Source organism: Pedobacter cryoconitis (assembly GCF_014207135.1).
Lineage (GTDB): Bacteria > Bacteroidota > Bacteroidia > Sphingobacteriales > Sphingobacteriaceae > Pedobacter > Pedobacter cryoconitis_D.
Genome location: NZ_JACHCC010000001.1, coordinates 645351 through 662143, shown reverse-complemented (window position 1 = coordinate 662143; position 16793 = coordinate 645351). Strand labels below are relative to the sequence as shown.

14 protein-coding genes are annotated in these 16793 nt (G+C 40.9%); 6 read left to right on the top strand and 8 right to left on the bottom strand.

Annotated features, from left to right (window positions below; genetic code table 11):
* Position 1 precedes the first annotated feature (1 nt).
* Positions 2–1252, bottom strand: coding sequence for a TolC family protein (locus tag HDF25_RS02710; RefSeq protein ID WP_184622476.1), 1251 nt, complete (start codon positions 1250–1252; stop codon positions 2–4).
* Positions 1239–2021: a phosphatase PAP2 family protein gene (locus HDF25_RS02705; RefSeq protein WP_260409302.1), complete on the bottom strand. Its 783-nt coding sequence runs from the start codon at positions 2019–2021 to the stop codon at positions 1239–1241. Before HDF25_RS02705 ends, HDF25_RS02710 begins: the two co-directional genes overlap by 14 nt.
* Positions 2022–2245: 224 nt before the next feature.
* On the opposite strand from HDF25_RS02705, the gene HDF25_RS02700 reads away from it, so the two are divergent.
* From HDF25_RS02700 to hutG, 6 genes are all read left to right on the top strand, one after another.
* The gene (locus tag HDF25_RS02700; protein WP_184622474.1) at positions 2246–3733 is read left to right on the top strand and encodes an ArnT family glycosyltransferase; all 1488 of its coding nucleotides are present in this window, start codon (positions 2246–2248) and stop codon (positions 3731–3733) included.
* A gap of 89 nt (positions 3734–3822) precedes the next feature.
* Positions 3823–4332 carry a MarR family winged helix-turn-helix transcriptional regulator gene (locus HDF25_RS02695; RefSeq protein ID WP_184622472.1) on the top strand — a complete coding sequence of 170 codons (510 nt, stop codon included), beginning with the start codon at positions 3823–3825 and terminating at the stop codon, positions 4330–4332.
* Entirely contained in the window at positions 4325–5887 is a 1563-nt protein-coding gene (gene hutH, locus HDF25_RS02690; protein WP_184622470.1) for a histidine ammonia-lyase, read from the top strand. Before HDF25_RS02695 ends, hutH begins: the two co-directional genes overlap by 8 nt.
* Positions 5865–7538, top strand: a complete 1674-nt coding sequence (gene hutU / locus HDF25_RS02685; protein WP_184622468.1) for a urocanate hydratase — start codon at positions 5865–5867, stop codon at positions 7536–7538. Before hutH ends, hutU begins: the two co-directional genes overlap by 23 nt.
* Position 7539: 1 nt before the next feature.
* A complete protein-coding gene (hutI, locus tag HDF25_RS02680) occupies positions 7540–8766 on the top strand; it encodes an imidazolonepropionase (protein ID WP_184622466.1) in 1227 nt (408 codons plus the stop codon).
* The gene (hutG, locus tag HDF25_RS02675; protein ID WP_260409301.1) at positions 8742–9758 is read left to right on the top strand and encodes a formimidoylglutamase; all 1017 of its coding nucleotides are present in this window, start codon (positions 8742–8744) and stop codon (positions 9756–9758) included. Before hutI ends, hutG begins: the two co-directional genes overlap by 25 nt.
* A 1-nt stretch (position 9759) precedes the next feature.
* On the opposite strand, the gene HDF25_RS02670 is transcribed toward hutG, so the two are convergent.
* The 6 genes from HDF25_RS02670 to kdpB form a co-directional block, all read right to left on the bottom strand.
* Positions 9760–11511, bottom strand: coding sequence for an ATP-binding protein (locus tag HDF25_RS02670; RefSeq protein ID WP_184622464.1), 1752 nt, complete (start codon positions 11509–11511; stop codon positions 9760–9762).
* Between the two features lie 39 nt (positions 11512–11550).
* Positions 11551–12681 carry a sensor protein KdpD gene (locus HDF25_RS02665; protein WP_184622462.1) on the bottom strand — a complete coding sequence of 377 codons (1131 nt, stop codon included), beginning with the start codon at positions 12679–12681 and terminating at the stop codon, positions 11551–11553.
* A gap of 15 nt (positions 12682–12696) precedes the next feature.
* Positions 12697–12975 carry a hypothetical protein gene (locus HDF25_RS02660; RefSeq protein ID WP_184622460.1) on the bottom strand — a complete coding sequence of 93 codons (279 nt, stop codon included), beginning with the start codon at positions 12973–12975 and terminating at the stop codon, positions 12697–12699.
* 48 nt (positions 12976–13023) lie between these two features.
* Positions 13024–14094: a porin gene (locus HDF25_RS02655; protein ID WP_184622458.1), complete on the bottom strand. Its 1071-nt coding sequence runs from the start codon at positions 14092–14094 to the stop codon at positions 13024–13026.
* Positions 14095–14171: 77 nt separating this feature from the next.
* Complete coding sequence (locus HDF25_RS02650) at positions 14172–14738, bottom strand: K(+)-transporting ATPase subunit C (RefSeq protein ID WP_184622456.1); 567 nt, start codon at positions 14736–14738, stop codon at positions 14172–14174.
* Between the two features lie 21 nt (positions 14739–14759).
* Positions 14760–16790, bottom strand: a complete 2031-nt coding sequence (gene kdpB, locus HDF25_RS02645; RefSeq protein WP_184622454.1) for a potassium-transporting ATPase subunit KdpB — start codon at positions 16788–16790, stop codon at positions 14760–14762.
* Positions 16791–16793 lie beyond the last annotated feature (3 nt).

Sequence of the window (16793 nt, the reverse complement as noted above, 5' to 3'; positions counted from 1 at the left end):
ATTATCTGTTCCAGTAGTTCAGCTGATTGACCAGCTTCAAACGGGTTATATTAGTTTGTCTCATCAGGTTTTGTGCTGCCAGGTAATTGTTAATCGCAATTACAAAATCCGCTATACGGATATCCCCTGTCTGCAATAACCTGCTATCTACCTGGATCAGGCTTTTAGTAAATTTGATCTGCGCAGAGACCTGTTCATACAAACCATTCTGATCAGAAATTTGCTGTCTGAGTAAATTCAACTGTTGAATGTGTTGGTTCTGAAAGAATTCTTTATACCCATTGATAGTCAACTGGGCAATATTGAGTTTATCATATTGCATTTTTCGTTGATGCCCATCAAAAATAGGAACAGAGATCGTGAAACCTACACTGGTACCAAAGTTCCGGTAAGGCTGAAGGGTAAAAGAAGAATTGTATCCTCCATTAGCGTATACACTTGCTTTAGGCTTATAGTTGAAATCAACTGCATGTCTTTGATTAATCAGTTTTAAACTGTCAATTCCAAACCGACGGGTAAAAAAACCATTTTCAGTACTCAGTAATGCCGCCTGAATGGCAGGTTCTTCCAATTCATGCGTAGTCGTATCAGTAATACCGGTTAAATAGTTTAAAGTAGAGTAATCATTTCTTAATTGCAGCTCTGCTTGTTTCCATTGCAATTGCTGTTGCTGAAAAGTAACCAGAAAAGTCAGGTAATCTACCTGCTTATAAACGTTAACACGTGTAAGCTTTTTAAGTACGGTCTCTTCCTGGTGAAGTAACTGATATACTTCACGGTTAAATGCAGCTTGCTGCTGACTGGCAAAAGCAGTAATATACTGATCTGTTATAGCCTTTTGCAAGTCCAGTTTGGAAAGACGTGATGCAAATCTGATAGAGTCAGATTGTAAGCCAACACTTTCCAGCTGGTTATTAATCCGTTTTTTACTGGCCAGGTTATAGTTTACATTTAACGCTGCTTCAAGGGCCTGTCCATTGGTTAGTACTTTATCAAAACCATAGCCATTAATAACAGGTGCATACATCCCATTACCCAAGCCGGTAACCTGAGGGAGATAACCTGCCTTTACCCGCATACTATCAATCCTGTTGGATTGCAATTGATTCTGATAATCCTTGATTAAGGGACTGCGTTTAAGTGCTTCCTCATAAAAATAGTTGAGATTTCTTACCGGAAGCTGTGCCCTGACCTGGCATAAGCCAAATCCTGAGATGACCAGAATTAAGAGATATTTTTTAAAATGTTCCATTGAAAGAAAGCCCCGCTGCTTTTTGCTGATACATTGGTACAAGAGAATATTTCATTGACTGCTTTCCCATGACCATTGTTTTCAGATGTGGATAAATCAGATAAGCTAATTTAGTAGAAGCAATTCCAAATCCGGCACCGGCAACAACATCACTTAACCAGTGTGCATTATTATACATTCTTAAAACTCCGGTAGCGGTGGCAGCGGCATATCCTGCATATCCGATCCAGGATGAGACATCTCTATATTCCTGATTCAGAAATTCGGCAGCAGCAAATGCATTAGCTGTATGTCCAGAAGGAAATGAGAATTTATCTCCGCCATTGGGACGTTCACGACCTACGATATGTTTAACAGAGTAGGTAGAGACACCCATAATCGCCTCAGACAACACATACAGTGCGGTTCCATCTACCAAACCGTGTTTACTCTTCACTCCTGCCAGATTTAACGCATAAAATGCGACCCCAGGTGCAAATTGAAGATAGTTATCAGCTTTGGTAGAAAAATTAGGATGGTCTTCATGTAGTTCTTTCTGCGTACTGAAATCCAGTGTTCTGATTGCATTATTTCCAAGGGAAACCAATCCATAACTCATCAACACTGCCGGGGCTATAAATGATTGAATTTTAGGTGGGTTCAGACCACGGCTATTTCTGATGGATACTTTCAGCGCCTGCATACTTGAATCTCTTTTCAGAGAATCTGTCTGCTGGGCAAAAGTCAATCCGGGTAAACACGCTATTAAAATAATACTCAAAAATCTCATGCAATAATTTCTTTAAACTAATACTTAACAACTAAACCTATTGTTAACTACAATATAGGTTTAATCAGCATTTATCAACAAAGAAACTATTCAATCTTGGAGGAAATCTGAAGCTATTGTGCATACCAGGCCGGCATTCTGTTTTAATGCCAATTTAATGTGAGTTCTGGAATAGCTCAGCAATTTAATCCTACTTTAGTCTCTAATAGACTGTACCTATCTACATGAGGAAAAATCTTATTCGTCAGCTTTCTGCTGATTATAAATCTGACAGATCTGCGATTGCAATGGTTACAGCGATTATCATGCTGCGTTTATTATTTATCTTCCTGATGGGGCCTATGCCCCAGGATGCTTATTATTTTTTCTACAGTCAGCATCCGGCACTCTCCTATTTTGATCATCCTCCGGTGATCGCGTATATCTTAAGATTTTTCACTACTCTTTTTGGCAAAAATGTAATTGCACTAAAACTGGCCGATTCGTTTGTAACCATCATTACCACTGTCTTATTTTATCAGCTAAGTCATTGTTTTCTGGGCGTTAAATCGTCGGGAAAAGCCGTATTATTACTGCTTTCCACCTTCATGGTCACGATTCTCTCGCTGGTATCAACACCAGACACACCATTACTAATGTGCTGGACATTATCATTATACTTACTTTACCAGGCTATATTCAAAGACAAAAACTGGTATTGGATATGGGCAGGAATCACTATGGGACTTGCTTTCGATAGTAAGTATACGGGTATATTTCTTCCCGCAGGACTGGTTTTATTCTTACTGCTTTCCAATACTTACCGTCATAAACTGATATCCAGAGAATTCTGGGTTGCCGCCCTTTTGTTTCTTGTCATACTTCTTCCTGTATTTATCTGGAATTTTGATCATGGTTTTGCCTCTTTTAAATTTCAGAGTATATCGAGGATGAGTGCCGCTTCCGGAATGCACTTTGAACTCAAATATTTCTTTGGACTCTTAGGGCATCAGTCTTTTATTATTATCCCTTTTCTTTTGATTACGATTCTCTATTTTGTTTTTCGCATCCTTAAGAAATATAGATTCAACTTTCTTCAGCTTCCGTCCGAAAAACTCTTTCTGTTATGTTTTTTTCTGCCTCTGGTAGGTAGCTTTACCATATTATCATTTTTCTACTGGATAAAATTAAACTGGCTGATGCCGGGTTATCTTACGGGAGTTATCCTCGTCAGTATTTATATGTCAAAAAAGTGGATGTCTTACCAGGTCATACTCTCCCTATTTCTCCATGTCGTATTCGCTGTCGAAATATTACTCTACCCTGTTCCTATCCAATCTGATGATACCTGGTATGGTTGGGAAGAACTGGGCAAACAGGTTACACAACTTAAAAAAACTTATCCCGATACATTTGTGTTTTCTGCTGATGGTTATAAAACTTCCGCAGAACTAAACCTGATGACCAGCGGTTTTACCTACTCACAAAATATCATTGGTGAAAATGCCCTGGAATTTGATTATGTGAATGCCAACCTTCAAACCCTTAAAGGAAAAAATGCATTGTACATAGATTCGGCACCCCGTTTTACCAATGAAAATAAAGAGGCTTTACCTACTGATCTATTATTACATTACTTTAGGTCAGTTCAGGAATTAAAACCAATTATTATCAGAAGAAATGGTCGGGCTGTACGTAAATTTTTGGTTTACTATTGTAGCGATTACCGTTAAACCCCAGCCCCACAACCCCTTTCAAAGCCTATTTAAAATTATTTTCACAATTTATATAAGTACTTATATAATTACTTATATATTTAGCTATGAATTACTATCAATCATTAGGATACCTGGTGTTGGGCAGCAGGTTAAAACGGCTAAGTGAGCTTTTCCTTTCAGAGATCAATAAATCCTACCGCGCGGAGGGTATTGTATTTGAAACGACCTGGTTTCCGGTCTTTTATCTTCTTTCAGAGAATAAAACACTGACTATACAGGAGTTATGTGAACAGATTGAAGTCTCACATCCCGCAGCAAGTCAGTTGGTTACAAATCTTAAAAACAAAGGTTTAGTCATCAGTACGACAAGTCCTGATGATGCCCGTAAACAACTGGTTACACTGAGTGAAGAAGGTAAAGCCCTTTTAGAACGTATCCTTCCTGTGTGGGATGCCATCCAGGAAACCATGGAAGAAGTAGCTGGCGGAAGTCCTGAAGGGAGTGCAATTCTGGATACCCTGACTAAACTGGAAGCAACTTTCAAATCAGTCGACATCGTTAAAAATATTCAACATAAAATACATCACTCTGTTAAATCTCAATCAAATGCATAATTCATTTTTTTATGGTACCGATCACCTGACCAGCGGAATCTGCTTGTCTATCGCGGCAGGTAAAATAAAAGGTCAGCTTAACCTGACAGCAGCAAAAAACATTCAGTCTTCCTGGGAAGAGGTTCAAAAAATTGTGCGCAGCCAGAAACCAGTCTATGGTGTAAACACAGGCTTTGGCCCCCTTTGTGATACACATATTTCAGAAAATGACACTTCACTTCTGCAAAGTAATATTCTTAAAAGTCATAGTGTTGGTGTAGGTCAGCCAATTCCGTTGGAAATTGCTAAAATCATGATGATCACCAAGGTTCATGCGCTTGCTCAGGGTTTTTCTGGTATTGCACCACAGACACTGGAACGTATTATCTGGCACATCGATAATGATATCATTCCATTTGTTCCTGAAAAAGGTTCTGTAGGCGCCTCAGGTGATCTTGCTCCTTTATCGCATTTATTCCTTCCGTTAATTGGTCTGGGAGAAGTATTTATTAAAGGAGAACGTGTTTCTTCAGCAAAAATGCTGAAAGAGTATAGCCTTGAACCAATTGTCCTTGGTCCGAAAGAAGGACTTGCCCTGATTAACGGAACACAGTTTATCCTTGCTTTTGCAGTTAAAGCAGTACAGCGTTTAAATGACGCACTGGATCTGGCCGATTTAAGCGGAGCAATGTCTCTGGAGGGTTTAACAGGATCTACGCGTCCATTTGACGAACGTCTGCACAATTTAAGACCTTATAAAGGAACTAAGCTGGTAGCTCACCGTTTGTCTGCCCTGCTGGAAGGATCAGCCATTGGCACTTCACATATTAATTGCAGCCGTGTACAGGACCCTTATTCTATCCGCTGTATGCCGCAGGTACATGGGGCTTCCCGTAATGCGTGGCTTCACTTAAAAGAACTGACTGAAATTGAGCTAAATTCAGTAACTGATAACCCGGTTATTTTTAATGCTGAGGATACCATAAGCGGAGGAAACTTCCATGGTCAGCCATTAGCAATGGTCCTGGACTACGCAACTGTTGCTGCAGCAGAATTAGGTAATATCGCTGATCGTCGCTGTTACCTGATGAATGAAGGTAAATATGATCTGCCTAAACTCCTGATTGCTGATGCAGGATTGAATTCTGGATTAATGATCCCGCAATACACTACTGCTGCCCTGGTTACAGAGAATAAAACTTTATGTTTCCCGGCGAGTGCCGATAGTGTCCCTACCTCATTAGGACAGGAAGACCATGTTTCTATGGGTTCTATCAGTGGAAGAAAATTACATCAGGTAATTGACAATCTGGAATTTATCCAGGCTATTGAGTTGCTGTATGCTTCACAGGCTATAGAATTCAGAAGACCGCTAAAATCGACCCCGGTTATTGAAGCCTGTCATGAACTGATCAGAAAACACGTTCCTTATATTAAAGAAGACCGCCTGTTCGCAGACGATATCAACGAATTACATCAATTGATAAAAAATGGTTCATTGCTGAAAACTGCAAATGAAACTGCTATTTCAAACCACATTAACCTAAACAACGATGACGACTTCAGAATTTATTAAGACCTACGCTAACCATCCTCATTACAAAGCGCCAAGAGGCATGCAGTTACATGCTAAAAGCTGGCAGACAGAATCAGTATTACGTATGTTGCTGAATAACCTGGATGGCCAGGTAGCAGAAAACCCGGAAGAACTGGTAGTTTATGGTGGTATCGGCCAGGCAGCCCGTAATCCGGAAGCTTTGCGAAAAATCATTGAAATTCTACTGGAACTGGATGAACACCATTCTTTGCTGGTACAATCAGGAAAACCTGTAGGTATCATCAGAAGTCATCCTGAGGCTCCACGTGTTTTGATCGCGAACAGTAACTTAGTCCCTGCATGGGCAAACTGGGAGCATTTCAATGAACTGCGCAGCAAAGGATTAATGATGTACGGTCAGATGACAGCAGGTAGCTGGATCTATATTGGCACGCAGGGTATCCTACAGGGTACTTATGAGACTTTTGTAGAATGTGGCCGTCAGCACTTTGACCATAACCTAACCGGTAAACTGATTGTCAGTGCAGGTATTGGTGGTATGGGTGGTGCACAACCACTGGCAGCAACTATGGCTGGAGCTATCTTCCTAGGAGCTGATGTAGATGAGACAAGGATACAAAAGCGTGTAGACACGCAATATATAGACCGCATTACCCATTCTTATGAAGAAGCGATCAAATGGGTTAATGAGGCAAAAGCAACAGGAGAAGCAATTTCTATTGGAATTGTGATGGATGCTGGTGATTTATTGGAACGCCTGTCGGCAGATCAGCTGATCCCGGATATCCTGACTGACCAGACTTCTGCGCACGATCCTATCAATGGATATGTTCCTAACGGTTTATCACTGGCAGAAGCTGCTGTCTTACGTAAAAGTGATCCGGAAAAATATAAAGCACTTTCATTAGCCAGTATGGCCCGTCACGTAGGCTTTATGCTTGAATTACAGAAAAAAGGTGCCGTTACTTTTGATTACGGAAATAACCTGAGAGAGTTTGCCAGACAGGGTGGAGAAAAAGATGCCTTCAATTTCCCTGGTTTTACCCCAGCTTATATCAGACCATTATTCTGTGAAGGTAAAGGTCCGTTCAGATGGGTAGCTTTATCAGGTGATCCTGAGGATATCTATGTAACTGACCGTGCATTGATGGAAGCATTTCCTGAAAATACACATTTGATTAACTGGTTGCAGAAAGCACAGGATAAAATCAGTTTCCAGGGTTTACCAGCACGTATCTGCTGGTTGGGCATGGGTGAACGTGAAAAGGCAGGTTTGATATTCAATGAACTGGTAGCCAGCGGCAAAGTAAAAGGTCCTATCGTCATTGGACGTGACCACCTTGACTGTGGTTCTGTAGCTTCTCCTAACCGTGAAACAGAATCGATGAAAGATGGTTCTGATGCTGTTTCCGACTGGCCTTTACTGAACTTAATGTCAAACACTTCGGGTGGTGCTACCTGGGTTTCTTTCCATCATGGCGGTGGCGTAGGTATGGGCTATTCACAACACGCTGGTATGGTTGTACTGGCTGACGGAACTGAACGTGCTGCAAAATGTATCAGCCGTGTGTTATACAACGATCCTGCGATGGGTATATTCCGTCATGCAGACGCAGGTTATGATCAGGCAGAGAAATGGGCTGAGAAATTCGGTTTAAAAATAGGATAAAATGAAAAAATTAATCGGACCATTCAGTGAGATCCTGACCCTGTCGGGTTTAGCACTGAATGGTGCTATAGAAGATAATCAGCTTCAGATCATTCCCAATGGCGGAGTAATTGTAGAGCACGGACTGATCCAGGCTACTGGTGATTTCGAAACTTTACGCCGCACCAATCCTGAACTGGAGATTGAGGAAGTTAAAGGCGAACAAGTGTTATTACCTGGTTTTGTCGATTGTCATACCCATATTTGTTTTGCTGGCAGCAGGGCTAAAGACTACAGCCTTCGTATCCAGGGTAAAACCTATCTGGAAATTGCAAAAAGTGGCGGTGGTATATGGGATTCAGTTCAGCAGACACGTGCAGCTGACCAGGCAAAACTTACGGATCTTTTAGCGCAGCGTGTACAAAGACATTTAAATGATGGCATCACGACTATTGAAATTAAAAGTGGTTACGGACTGGATACAGAGAATGAGCTGAAAATGCTAAGAGCGATCAAAGCAGTTTCCTTAACCTCAAAAGCTGACCTGGTTCCTACTTGCCTGGCTGCTCATCTTTTACCAAAAGATTTTGAAGGTACAGCCACAGCTTACCTGGATCACGTCCTGCAAAACCTGTTACCTGTAATTAAAACCGAAAACCTGGCCAGTCGTGTAGACATTTTTATTGAAGAGAGTGCCTTTGACCGTGCAACCTCAATACCTTATTTAAAGGCTGCCAAAGCAATGGGATTTGAAATTACCGTTCATGCTGATCAGTTTACAACAAGCGGACTGGAAGTAGCGATCGAAACCGGTGCTGTTTCGGCAGATCACCTCGAAGCAAGCACAGCACGAGAAGCGGCTTTATTAAAAGATTCCGATACTGTGGCAGTTGTACTTCCTGGTGCCTCTCTTGGTTTAGGTATGCAGTATGCGCCTGCCCGGATTCTACTTGATGCGGGTGCCTGTCTGGCTATTGCCAGTGACTGGAACCCCGGATCGGCACCAATGGGAGACTTATTAATGCAGGCTGCAGTGATGAGTGCTTCAGAAAAACTAAGTACAGCAGAAGTTTTTGCAGCCCTGACATTCAGAGCAGCAAAGGCCTTAAGTCTGGAAGACCGCGGTACACTCGACAACGGTATGCTGGCCGATATGCAGGCTTATCCTTGCAATGATTACAGGGAAATACTTTATCATCAGGGCAAAATCAAACCTGGCATCGTATGGAAAAAAGGAACAAGAATCTAAAGAATATGATTAATCCATTATTTTACCGCAGCACTCCGGCTGATGTATGGACCGGAAGAAACGATGGTACAGATCTGGCTGTTCAACGCTGGCATCAGCGGATCATTCGTATTGACCTTCAGGCAGAAAATGTGAGCTTACCCCCAGCAGGCGATCAGGGGATTGCCTTAATTGGCTTCTCCTGCGACGAAGGCGTAAGACGTAATGGCGGCCGGACAGGTGCTAAAGATGGCCCTGCCCATTTCCGTAAAGCCAGCTGTAACCTACCTGTTCATTTAACTGAAGATGCAGTCTTTCTTGATCTTGGAGATATTATCTGTACAGATCAGAACATGGAAGAAGCACAGTTATCCCTTGCTCAGACAGTTGCTTTCGCTTTGTCGAATGGATATCAGCCATTCGTAATCGGCGGAGGTCATGAGGTCGCTTACGGGCATTATACAGGAATCAAAAATCATGTCAAACCGGCTGAAAGCATTGGCATTATTAATTTTGATGCACATTTTGATCTGCGTGAGCCTAATGAAAACGGGACTAACTCGGGGACTGGTTTTCTGCAAATAGCCAGAGACTGTCAGTCAGATGGTAAACCATTCAGATATTTACCGGTTGGTATTCAGCAGAACAGTAACACTAAATACTTATTTGATACCGCATCAAACCTGAAAGTAAATTATATTCCTGCCGAAGGTTTTATGGTTTCAAGAGCAGAAGAGATACGCATTCAGCTGGAAGAATTTATAACCGGATCAACGCATATCTATCTGACCATATGTATGGATGTGTTCTCCTCCTCGTTTGCTCCTGGTGTAAGCGCCGCTGCTTTTAGCGGACTGATCCCAGATGCATTTTTCTTTAGTTGCCTGCAAACTGTACTGGCCAGCGGCAAAGTTATCAGTATGGATATTGCAGAATGTAATCCTGTTTACGATCAGGACCAGCGCACTGCTAAATTAGCAGCAGCACTGGCCTTCAGGATGATTAATCCATAATTTAATCTGCTACGGGCAGGAAGAAGCAAAAGCGGCTTCCTGCCCCTATTTCACTTTCCACCCATATCTTACCATTCTCAGCTTCAATAAAGTCTTTGGAAATGGCCAGACCTAATCCGGAACCTGATTTATTGTTACCATCGGTCGGTACCTGGAAATAGCGGTCAAACAAACGTTTCTGATACTGCTCATCAATTCCTTTTCCAAAATCACGAACTGAAAATTCTATGCCGTGATGTTTCTGGGCAATCTCTATCAGTACTTTTGATTTTTCAGCACTATAACGGAGTGCGTTGGATAAAAAGTTAATCAGTACCCAGGCCGTTTTCTCTACATCGGCATTCACCTTCGGAAGTCTATCATCAGTAATCAGTTCCAGCTGAATGTTTTTTTGTTCCGCCTGAAATCTGACTGCATTGAGTGCATAATTTACAATTTCTGAAGGATCAGCTTTCACAAAATTCAACTGTAGATTTCCGGTTTCTACCTGAGCAAGATCCAGCAATTCACTTGTGATTTTCAGCAAACGGCTGCAATCGTCTTTAATATGCTCTACCAACTGTTTTTGCTCAGTATTCATCGTCCCGATCCTTTCATCATCCATGAGTTTCAAACTCATCTTTATAGATGAAATTGGTGTTTTAAGTTCGTGGGAAACGGTTGCTATAAAATTCGTTTTAGCTTCATCAAGCTCTTTAAACTGCGTAATATTATTCAGAATATAAACAGTACCAGCTGTTTTACCTGTCTGCAGGATAGTTGTTTCCTGATCGTCATAAACAGGAACTACAATCTCTCTTTTCTGCAACTGGAAATAGGATTCTTTATGATCTGCATAAATTTTTATCGGTTGATCATTACCTTCGTTTTTCATGATCCGGGTTAACAGATCATTCTTTTTCATCAGGTCTTTAACATTCAGCCCGTTTACTTTTCCTTCTTCCAGGTTCATCAGCTGAGCAGCGACTTTATTCATAAACAGAATTTCCTGTTTCTCATTCAGACCGATAATGGCATCCTGCATCTGCTCTATAATAGCCTCAATTCTCAGTTTCTCTGACTGGATTTTGGCCAGGTTACTATTCTCCCATTTATTCAGCTGCTCAACCATTTCATTAAATGACTTGGCCAGCTCCGAGAATTCATCTGTTCCATCAAACTCCAGTCTTTGTTTATAATTTTTACGGCCGATCTCCTGAATCGCTTCCGAAAACTCTCTCAACGGGTTGGCTACAAAACCCGGGAAATTCACAATAAATGAAAATAATACAAGGAAACAAAAACAAGCCGCGGTTACCAGATACAAGCTGGCTTTCTCTACCGAATGCTGTGCAACGGCATTTTTCCTGACAATCCCGTCCATATTCAGCTGATCAATAACCATCAGCTGTGCTCTTACTACACCTAGTGCTGATTTCTGTTCTGCCAATGGCGTTGCAGGATCGATCATCTTTTTATAGGCAGCTGTCAGTGCATTCACAGCCTCTCCCTCTCCTTTCTCGGTTACATTTTTTGACTCCAGATCAAGTTTTTCTTTAAACTTCGCTTGTAACTCAGCCGATAAAGGCAAATCATTCTGATCGAGAATTGATCTCATATCCCTGGTGTAACTCAGCGTCTCATAGTTATCCTTCAAAATCACTTTTGCACTCACCGAAATCTGGTTCATGTAATAAAGTGAAATCGAGCCGAACAACAGTACCACCACAAATAGGAACCCGAATCCGAGGCGGAGTTTTGTTTTTATTTTCATTGCGTTATTTATTGATATTCATTTTTTACATTATCGTTTCTAAGACAGAATTACCAGGTCAGTTTCGGTTGATGCAATACTTTTCAGTAACTCATTGAAAATAGCGGTTCTCATAATGACCTGAAATAAATTTAAATGAGGTTTTCCCATACATATCGTTGTAATTTCTTTCTCCTGTGCTATCTTGATGATCGTTTTAGTTACCTCATCACTCTTTACCTTAATCACCTCTGCGCCCAGTTCGGTTGCCAGCTTAAAATTATTAATCAGATGGCGCTGCAAATCTAGTTTAATCCTGTCACTCCTTTCATTGCTATTTTGCACATACAATACAATCCAGGGTGATCTGTAATAAGAAGCCAGTCTGGCTGTTTTCCTGATTACGATCTTTGCTGTTACATTATTGGTCGAAATACAAGCCATAAAACGCTCCGGCCGCAACTTAATTTGTTTTGGGATCTCTACACTGATCTTCCTTTCCACATGATGAGCTACCTCTCTTAAAGCCAGTTCGCGGAGCTGAAGAATCCGCTCTGACTGAAAGAAATTTCCTAACGCTCTTTCAATTTTGGTTTTATCATATATTTTACCCGATTTCAGGCGGTCTATCAATTCATCCGCCGTCAGGTCGATATTTACAATTTCATCGGCTATGTCCAATATCCTGTCCGGAATACGCTCCGTTATAGGAATGCCTGTAATTTTTTCAATTTCTTCATTCATACTCTCCAGGTGCTGAATATTCACCGCGGAGATTACACTGATTCCTGCTTCCAGGATATCCATTACATCCTGCCAGCGTTTAGTATTTTTACTTCCTTCCATATTGGAATGCGCCAGCTCATCCACAATTACAACTTCAGGATTCCGGCTTACAATCGCCTGAACATCCATCTCCTCCATTTCCTTTCCCTTGTAAAAGAGCTTACGTCTGGGAATTAAAGGAATACCAGCTAAAAGTGCATGTGTCTCTTCCCTGTTATGCGTTTCAATATAACCTATCTGTATATCGATCCCGTTTTTCAGCAAAGCATGTGCTTCCTGCAACATCCTGTAGGTTTTACCTACACCTGCACTCATCCCAATGTAGATCTTGAGTTTACCTCTTCTGGATTTCTTGACCAGATCAAGGAATTGGCTTACAGTATCTTCTTTACTATTATCTTCCAAAATATTTTTTTTACGTTACCATTTGATGATCACATAACCCACATTAACCAAATAAAACACGCTTGAAAAGAGTGTCATACCTATCAAAAACAACAATATAAATTTACCTGAATAATTCCGGTAAAAATCATTTCCCGCAGCAGATTTCCGTTGCGGGTTTAACCGGACTTCCTTCGTCCTGTTCAGCTTAATATTTCTTGCCCTTCTCCTAGTTTTCGGCTTATACTTTAAAATTAAAAAACCAGCCAGAACAGTAATGAATGCTGTAAATAAAAATTCTAAAAATGTTTCCATGTTTATAGCTTTTAAAGCCGGGGTTATAAGCCCCGGCTGCTAATCAATTTAAAATGAAACAGCCACACTTGCAGTGACAGTCGCATTATAGTTTACATTACTCAACTCTCTTTTAAAAATCTTGTCTTTACTATCATAAACCTTGCCTTCCAGCCTGACTACAGCATTAGGTACCGGTGCGTAATCAATGTTTAATGAATAGCCTTTTGTGTTAAATCCATTAGGGGACTCTGAAGTTATCAGGACGCCATTTCTATCCTTGTAATATTCAAATCTTCCGGCAAGGGCCCATTGAGGATCGATGGTATAACGTGCAATCACAACTGGTGACAACACCTCGTTTTTACGGTGGTCAGTTTTAGATTTCTGCTGTGTACCGTAATCAAATCCAACGGTTACCCCAAAAGCTTTACTCAACTGAAATATACCATATACATCATGATAGAAACGGGTTACCCTTACAGAATCAGCACCTTCTGCCCCCAGATAATTGCTGTAATTAACAGTAATTTTATCTGTCGGTTTCCAGGTCAGCTGTACTCCGCCGGCCGGCTGTCTGTTACCGTCCTGACGTGCAATCCGCTGCCATCCGTTTAAATAGAGTGCAGTGGCTGTAAATTTATTATCATCAGTACTATAAGTCACTTTAGCACCAGACTCAAAATAAGGTGTATTCTCTGATGAAATATTTCTTGTCAGTACCCAGCAATCCTTTGATATAGCACTTTCAAAACCAATATGAGAAGAGAAAACTCCTGCATCTACCCATAGGTTAGCTTTTTTGGATAATTTAAAACCTACATTAGCCTCAAGGATATTCTTGGCCACACCAGATTCAGCAGCTAAATTTGCATTTGCATAAGTACCTGCCATGATCGCCATGTTAGCTCTGATCCTTCCGGAATCATAGGCAGCTTTAATATATCCCAGGTTCAGGTTAACTTCATTACTTCTGTTATGTGAATAAATGAACCCAGGTCTGTTATTATTCATCGGTCTGTTAAAATCGTATCCATAATATATTTCGGCATATCCCGAAAATTTCACTTTAGGTTCGTCTTGTGCTTTTGCACTTAAACCTACACATACAGTGGCAGCTGCAATCAAAAATTTGTTCATGTTTTGTTCTTAATTAATTGGGAAAGGGCTTGTAAAAGCGCCTGTTTAAATTTTTCATTTCCAACAGGCGCTAAAAATTATTTTTTCAGATTATCCAGTGCTACGTTAAGTTCAAGTACATTCACTGTACTTGGGCCAAAAAGGCCTAAGAAAGGACCTTTAACAGTTTTTTTAACCAGGTCAGCTACCTCTTTTTCATTCAGTTTTCTGTATTGGGCTACTCTTTTAATTTGAATAGCTGCACCTTCTACCGAAATATTAGGGTCCAGTCCGCTACCAGAGGCAGTTACCATATCCGAAGGAATATCACTGCGTTTCAGGTATGGGTGATATTTAAGCAGGGAATCAATTCTGCCATTTACTTCTTTCAAATAGTCAGGATTTGACGGACCTTTGTTTGAACCACCTGATCCATCAGCTTTATAGCCTACCGCAGATGGTCTGCCCCAGAAATACTGAGGTTTAGTAAATGACTGGCCTAACAAAGCATAACCTACTACCTGGCCATTCTTAGTGATCTTTTCTCCACCACCCTGACCTTTAGAAAAACTTCCGGCAAAGGCAACTATTAAAGGATATATGACGCAAAGCAGAACTAATAAAACTGCTGTAAGACGTAGAGACTGTAAAATGTACTTTTTCATAACATTAAGTATTAAAATATTTTAAACGAACAAACCAACTAGTATATCGATCAGTTTAATCCCGATAAAAGGCGCGATAACACCACCCAGGCCATAAATCAAAAGGTTTCTGCGCAATAAAGCACTTGCACCAATTGGTTTGTAAGCCACCCCTTTTAAGGCAAGAGGGATCAGGATTGGAATGATAATCGCATTGAAGATAATAGCTGACATAATCGCACTCTCAGGACTATGTAAACCCATGATATTCAAACGCTGCAGTGCTGGTATAGAACCTATAAACAGAGCCGGAACAATAGCAAAATATTTAGCTACGTCATTCGCGATAGAGAAAGTAGTCAGTGTACCACGGGTAATCAGTAGTTGTTTACCAATTTCTACAATCTCAATCAGTTTGGTCGGGTCATTATCCAGATCGACCATATTTCCTGCTTCTTTCGCAGCCTGGGTTCCACTGTTCATAGCCACACCAACATCTGCCTGTGCTAATGCAGGCGCATCATTGGTACCATCACCCATCATTGCAACCAGTTTACCTAAAGCCTGTTCGTCTTTGATGTAGTTCATTTTATCCTCTGGCTTAGCTTCTGCGATAAAATCATCCACACCAGCTTTTTCAGCAATAAACTTAGCAGTCAATGGATTATCTCCAGTTACCATCACTGTTTTCACGCCCATTTTACGCAGACGATCAAAACGCTCACTGATACCTGGTTTGATAATATCCTGTAACTCAATTACACCCAGCGCCTGTTCGTTTTCAGAAACAACCAGTGGAGTACCTCCATTGGAAGCGATTTTCTTCACTTCTTCTTCAATGTCTTTAGGAAAGACATTGCCTGCTTTCTGAACGATATTCCGGATAGAATCAAAAGCTCCTTTACGGATACGTCTTCCATCTGGTGTATCAATACCACTTGATCTGGTTTCGGCAGTAAATTTGATGAATACGGCTCCCTCAGGAGTATGAGGTAAAACATAGTTAGCCTGTCCGTGTGCCAGCTCGATAATTGATTTACCTTCAGGGGTTTCATCAGCTAATGAACTCAATACACAAGCATTGGTAAATAGTTTCACATCTACAGATGCTGTAGGATAAAAATTGGTTGCTTTACGGTTACCGATAGTAATCGTACCTGTTTTATCTAACAACAATACGTCGATATCACCAGCAGTTTCAACTGCTTTACCAGATTTGGTAATTACGTTTGCACGTAAGGCACGGTCCATTCCGGCGATTCCGATAGCTGATAACAAACCACCAATGGTAGTAGGGATCAGACAAACAAATAAAGAAATCAGTGCAGCAATAGTAATTGGCGTATTAGCGTAATCCGCGAAAGGTTTCAAGGTTACACAAACAATGATAAATACTAAAGTGAAACTTGCCAGCAGGATTGTTAAAGCAATCTCATTTGGTGTTTTCTGACGCGATGCTCCTTCTACAAGGGCGATCATCTTATCCAGGAAGCTTTCTCCCGGCTCAGTGCTCACCATCACCTTGATTTCATCTGACAGTACTTTAGTACCGCCAGTTACAGATGATTTATCACCACCTGATTCTCTGATTACCGGTGCAGATTCCCCTGTGATTGCCGACTCATCAATAGTAGCAATACCTTCGATAATCTCTCCGTCTGTTGGAATAGTATCACCGGTTTCACAAAAGAAAACATCGCCTTTTTTCAGTTGGCTGGAAGAACGCATTTCGATTTTTCCGTTGCCAAGAATTACTTTGGCCGGAGTTTCTTCTCTTGTTTTTCTTAAACTATCTGCCTGGGCTTTTCCCCTGGCTTCAGCAATTGCCTCAGCGAAATTGGCAAACAATACAGTTAAGAAAAGAACTAAGAAGATAAAGAAATTATATAATGGAGATCCTTGTCCGGTATGACTAACTGAATAAACAGTCACATAAGCCATAATCAGGGTGCCTACCTCAACAGTAAACATCACCGGATTGCGAACCATTATCCGCGGATCAAGTTTTATAAAAGATTGTTTAAGTGCACTCTGAACCAATGCAGGTTCAAATAATTTATTAGAAGACTTCATGAT

What these genes read in the sequence shown, in the direction of transcription:
- HDF25_RS02710 (WP_184622476.1), bottom strand. Translation starts at nt 1,252, where the DNA reads ATGGAACATTTTAAAAAATATCTCTTAATTCTGGTCATCTCAGGATTT.
- HDF25_RS02705 (WP_260409302.1), bottom strand. Translation starts at nt 2,021, where the DNA reads ATGAGATTTTTGAGTATTATTTTAATAGCGTGTTTACCCGGATTGACT.
- HDF25_RS02700 (WP_184622474.1), top strand. Translation starts at nt 2,246, where the DNA reads ATGAGGAAAAATCTTATTCGTCAGCTTTCTGCTGATTATAAATCTGAC.
- HDF25_RS02695 (WP_184622472.1), top strand. Translation starts at nt 3,823, where the DNA reads ATGAATTACTATCAATCATTAGGATACCTGGTGTTGGGCAGCAGGTTA.
- hutH (WP_184622470.1), top strand. Translation starts at nt 4,325, where the DNA reads ATGCATAATTCATTTTTTTATGGTACCGATCACCTGACCAGCGGAATC.
- hutU (WP_184622468.1), top strand. Translation starts at nt 5,865, where the DNA reads ATGACGACTTCAGAATTTATTAAGACCTACGCTAACCATCCTCATTAC.
- hutI (WP_184622466.1), top strand. Translation starts at nt 7,540, where the DNA reads ATGAAAAAATTAATCGGACCATTCAGTGAGATCCTGACCCTGTCGGGT.
- hutG (WP_260409301.1), top strand. Translation starts at nt 8,742, where the DNA reads ATGGAAAAAAGGAACAAGAATCTAAAGAATATGATTAATCCATTATTT.
- HDF25_RS02670 (WP_184622464.1), bottom strand. Translation starts at nt 11,511, where the DNA reads ATGAAAATAAAAACAAAACTCCGCCTCGGATTCGGGTTCCTATTTGTG.
- HDF25_RS02660 (WP_184622460.1), bottom strand. Translation starts at nt 12,975, where the DNA reads ATGGAAACATTTTTAGAATTTTTATTTACAGCATTCATTACTGTTCTG.
- HDF25_RS02655 (WP_184622458.1), bottom strand. Translation starts at nt 14,094, where the DNA reads ATGAACAAATTTTTGATTGCAGCTGCCACTGTATGTGTAGGTTTAAGT.
- HDF25_RS02650 (WP_184622456.1), bottom strand. Translation starts at nt 14,738, where the DNA reads ATGAAAAAGTACATTTTACAGTCTCTACGTCTTACAGCAGTTTTATTA.
- kdpB (WP_184622454.1), bottom strand. Translation starts at nt 16,790, where the DNA reads ATGAAGTCTTCTAATAAATTATTTGAACCTGCATTGGTTCAGAGTGCA.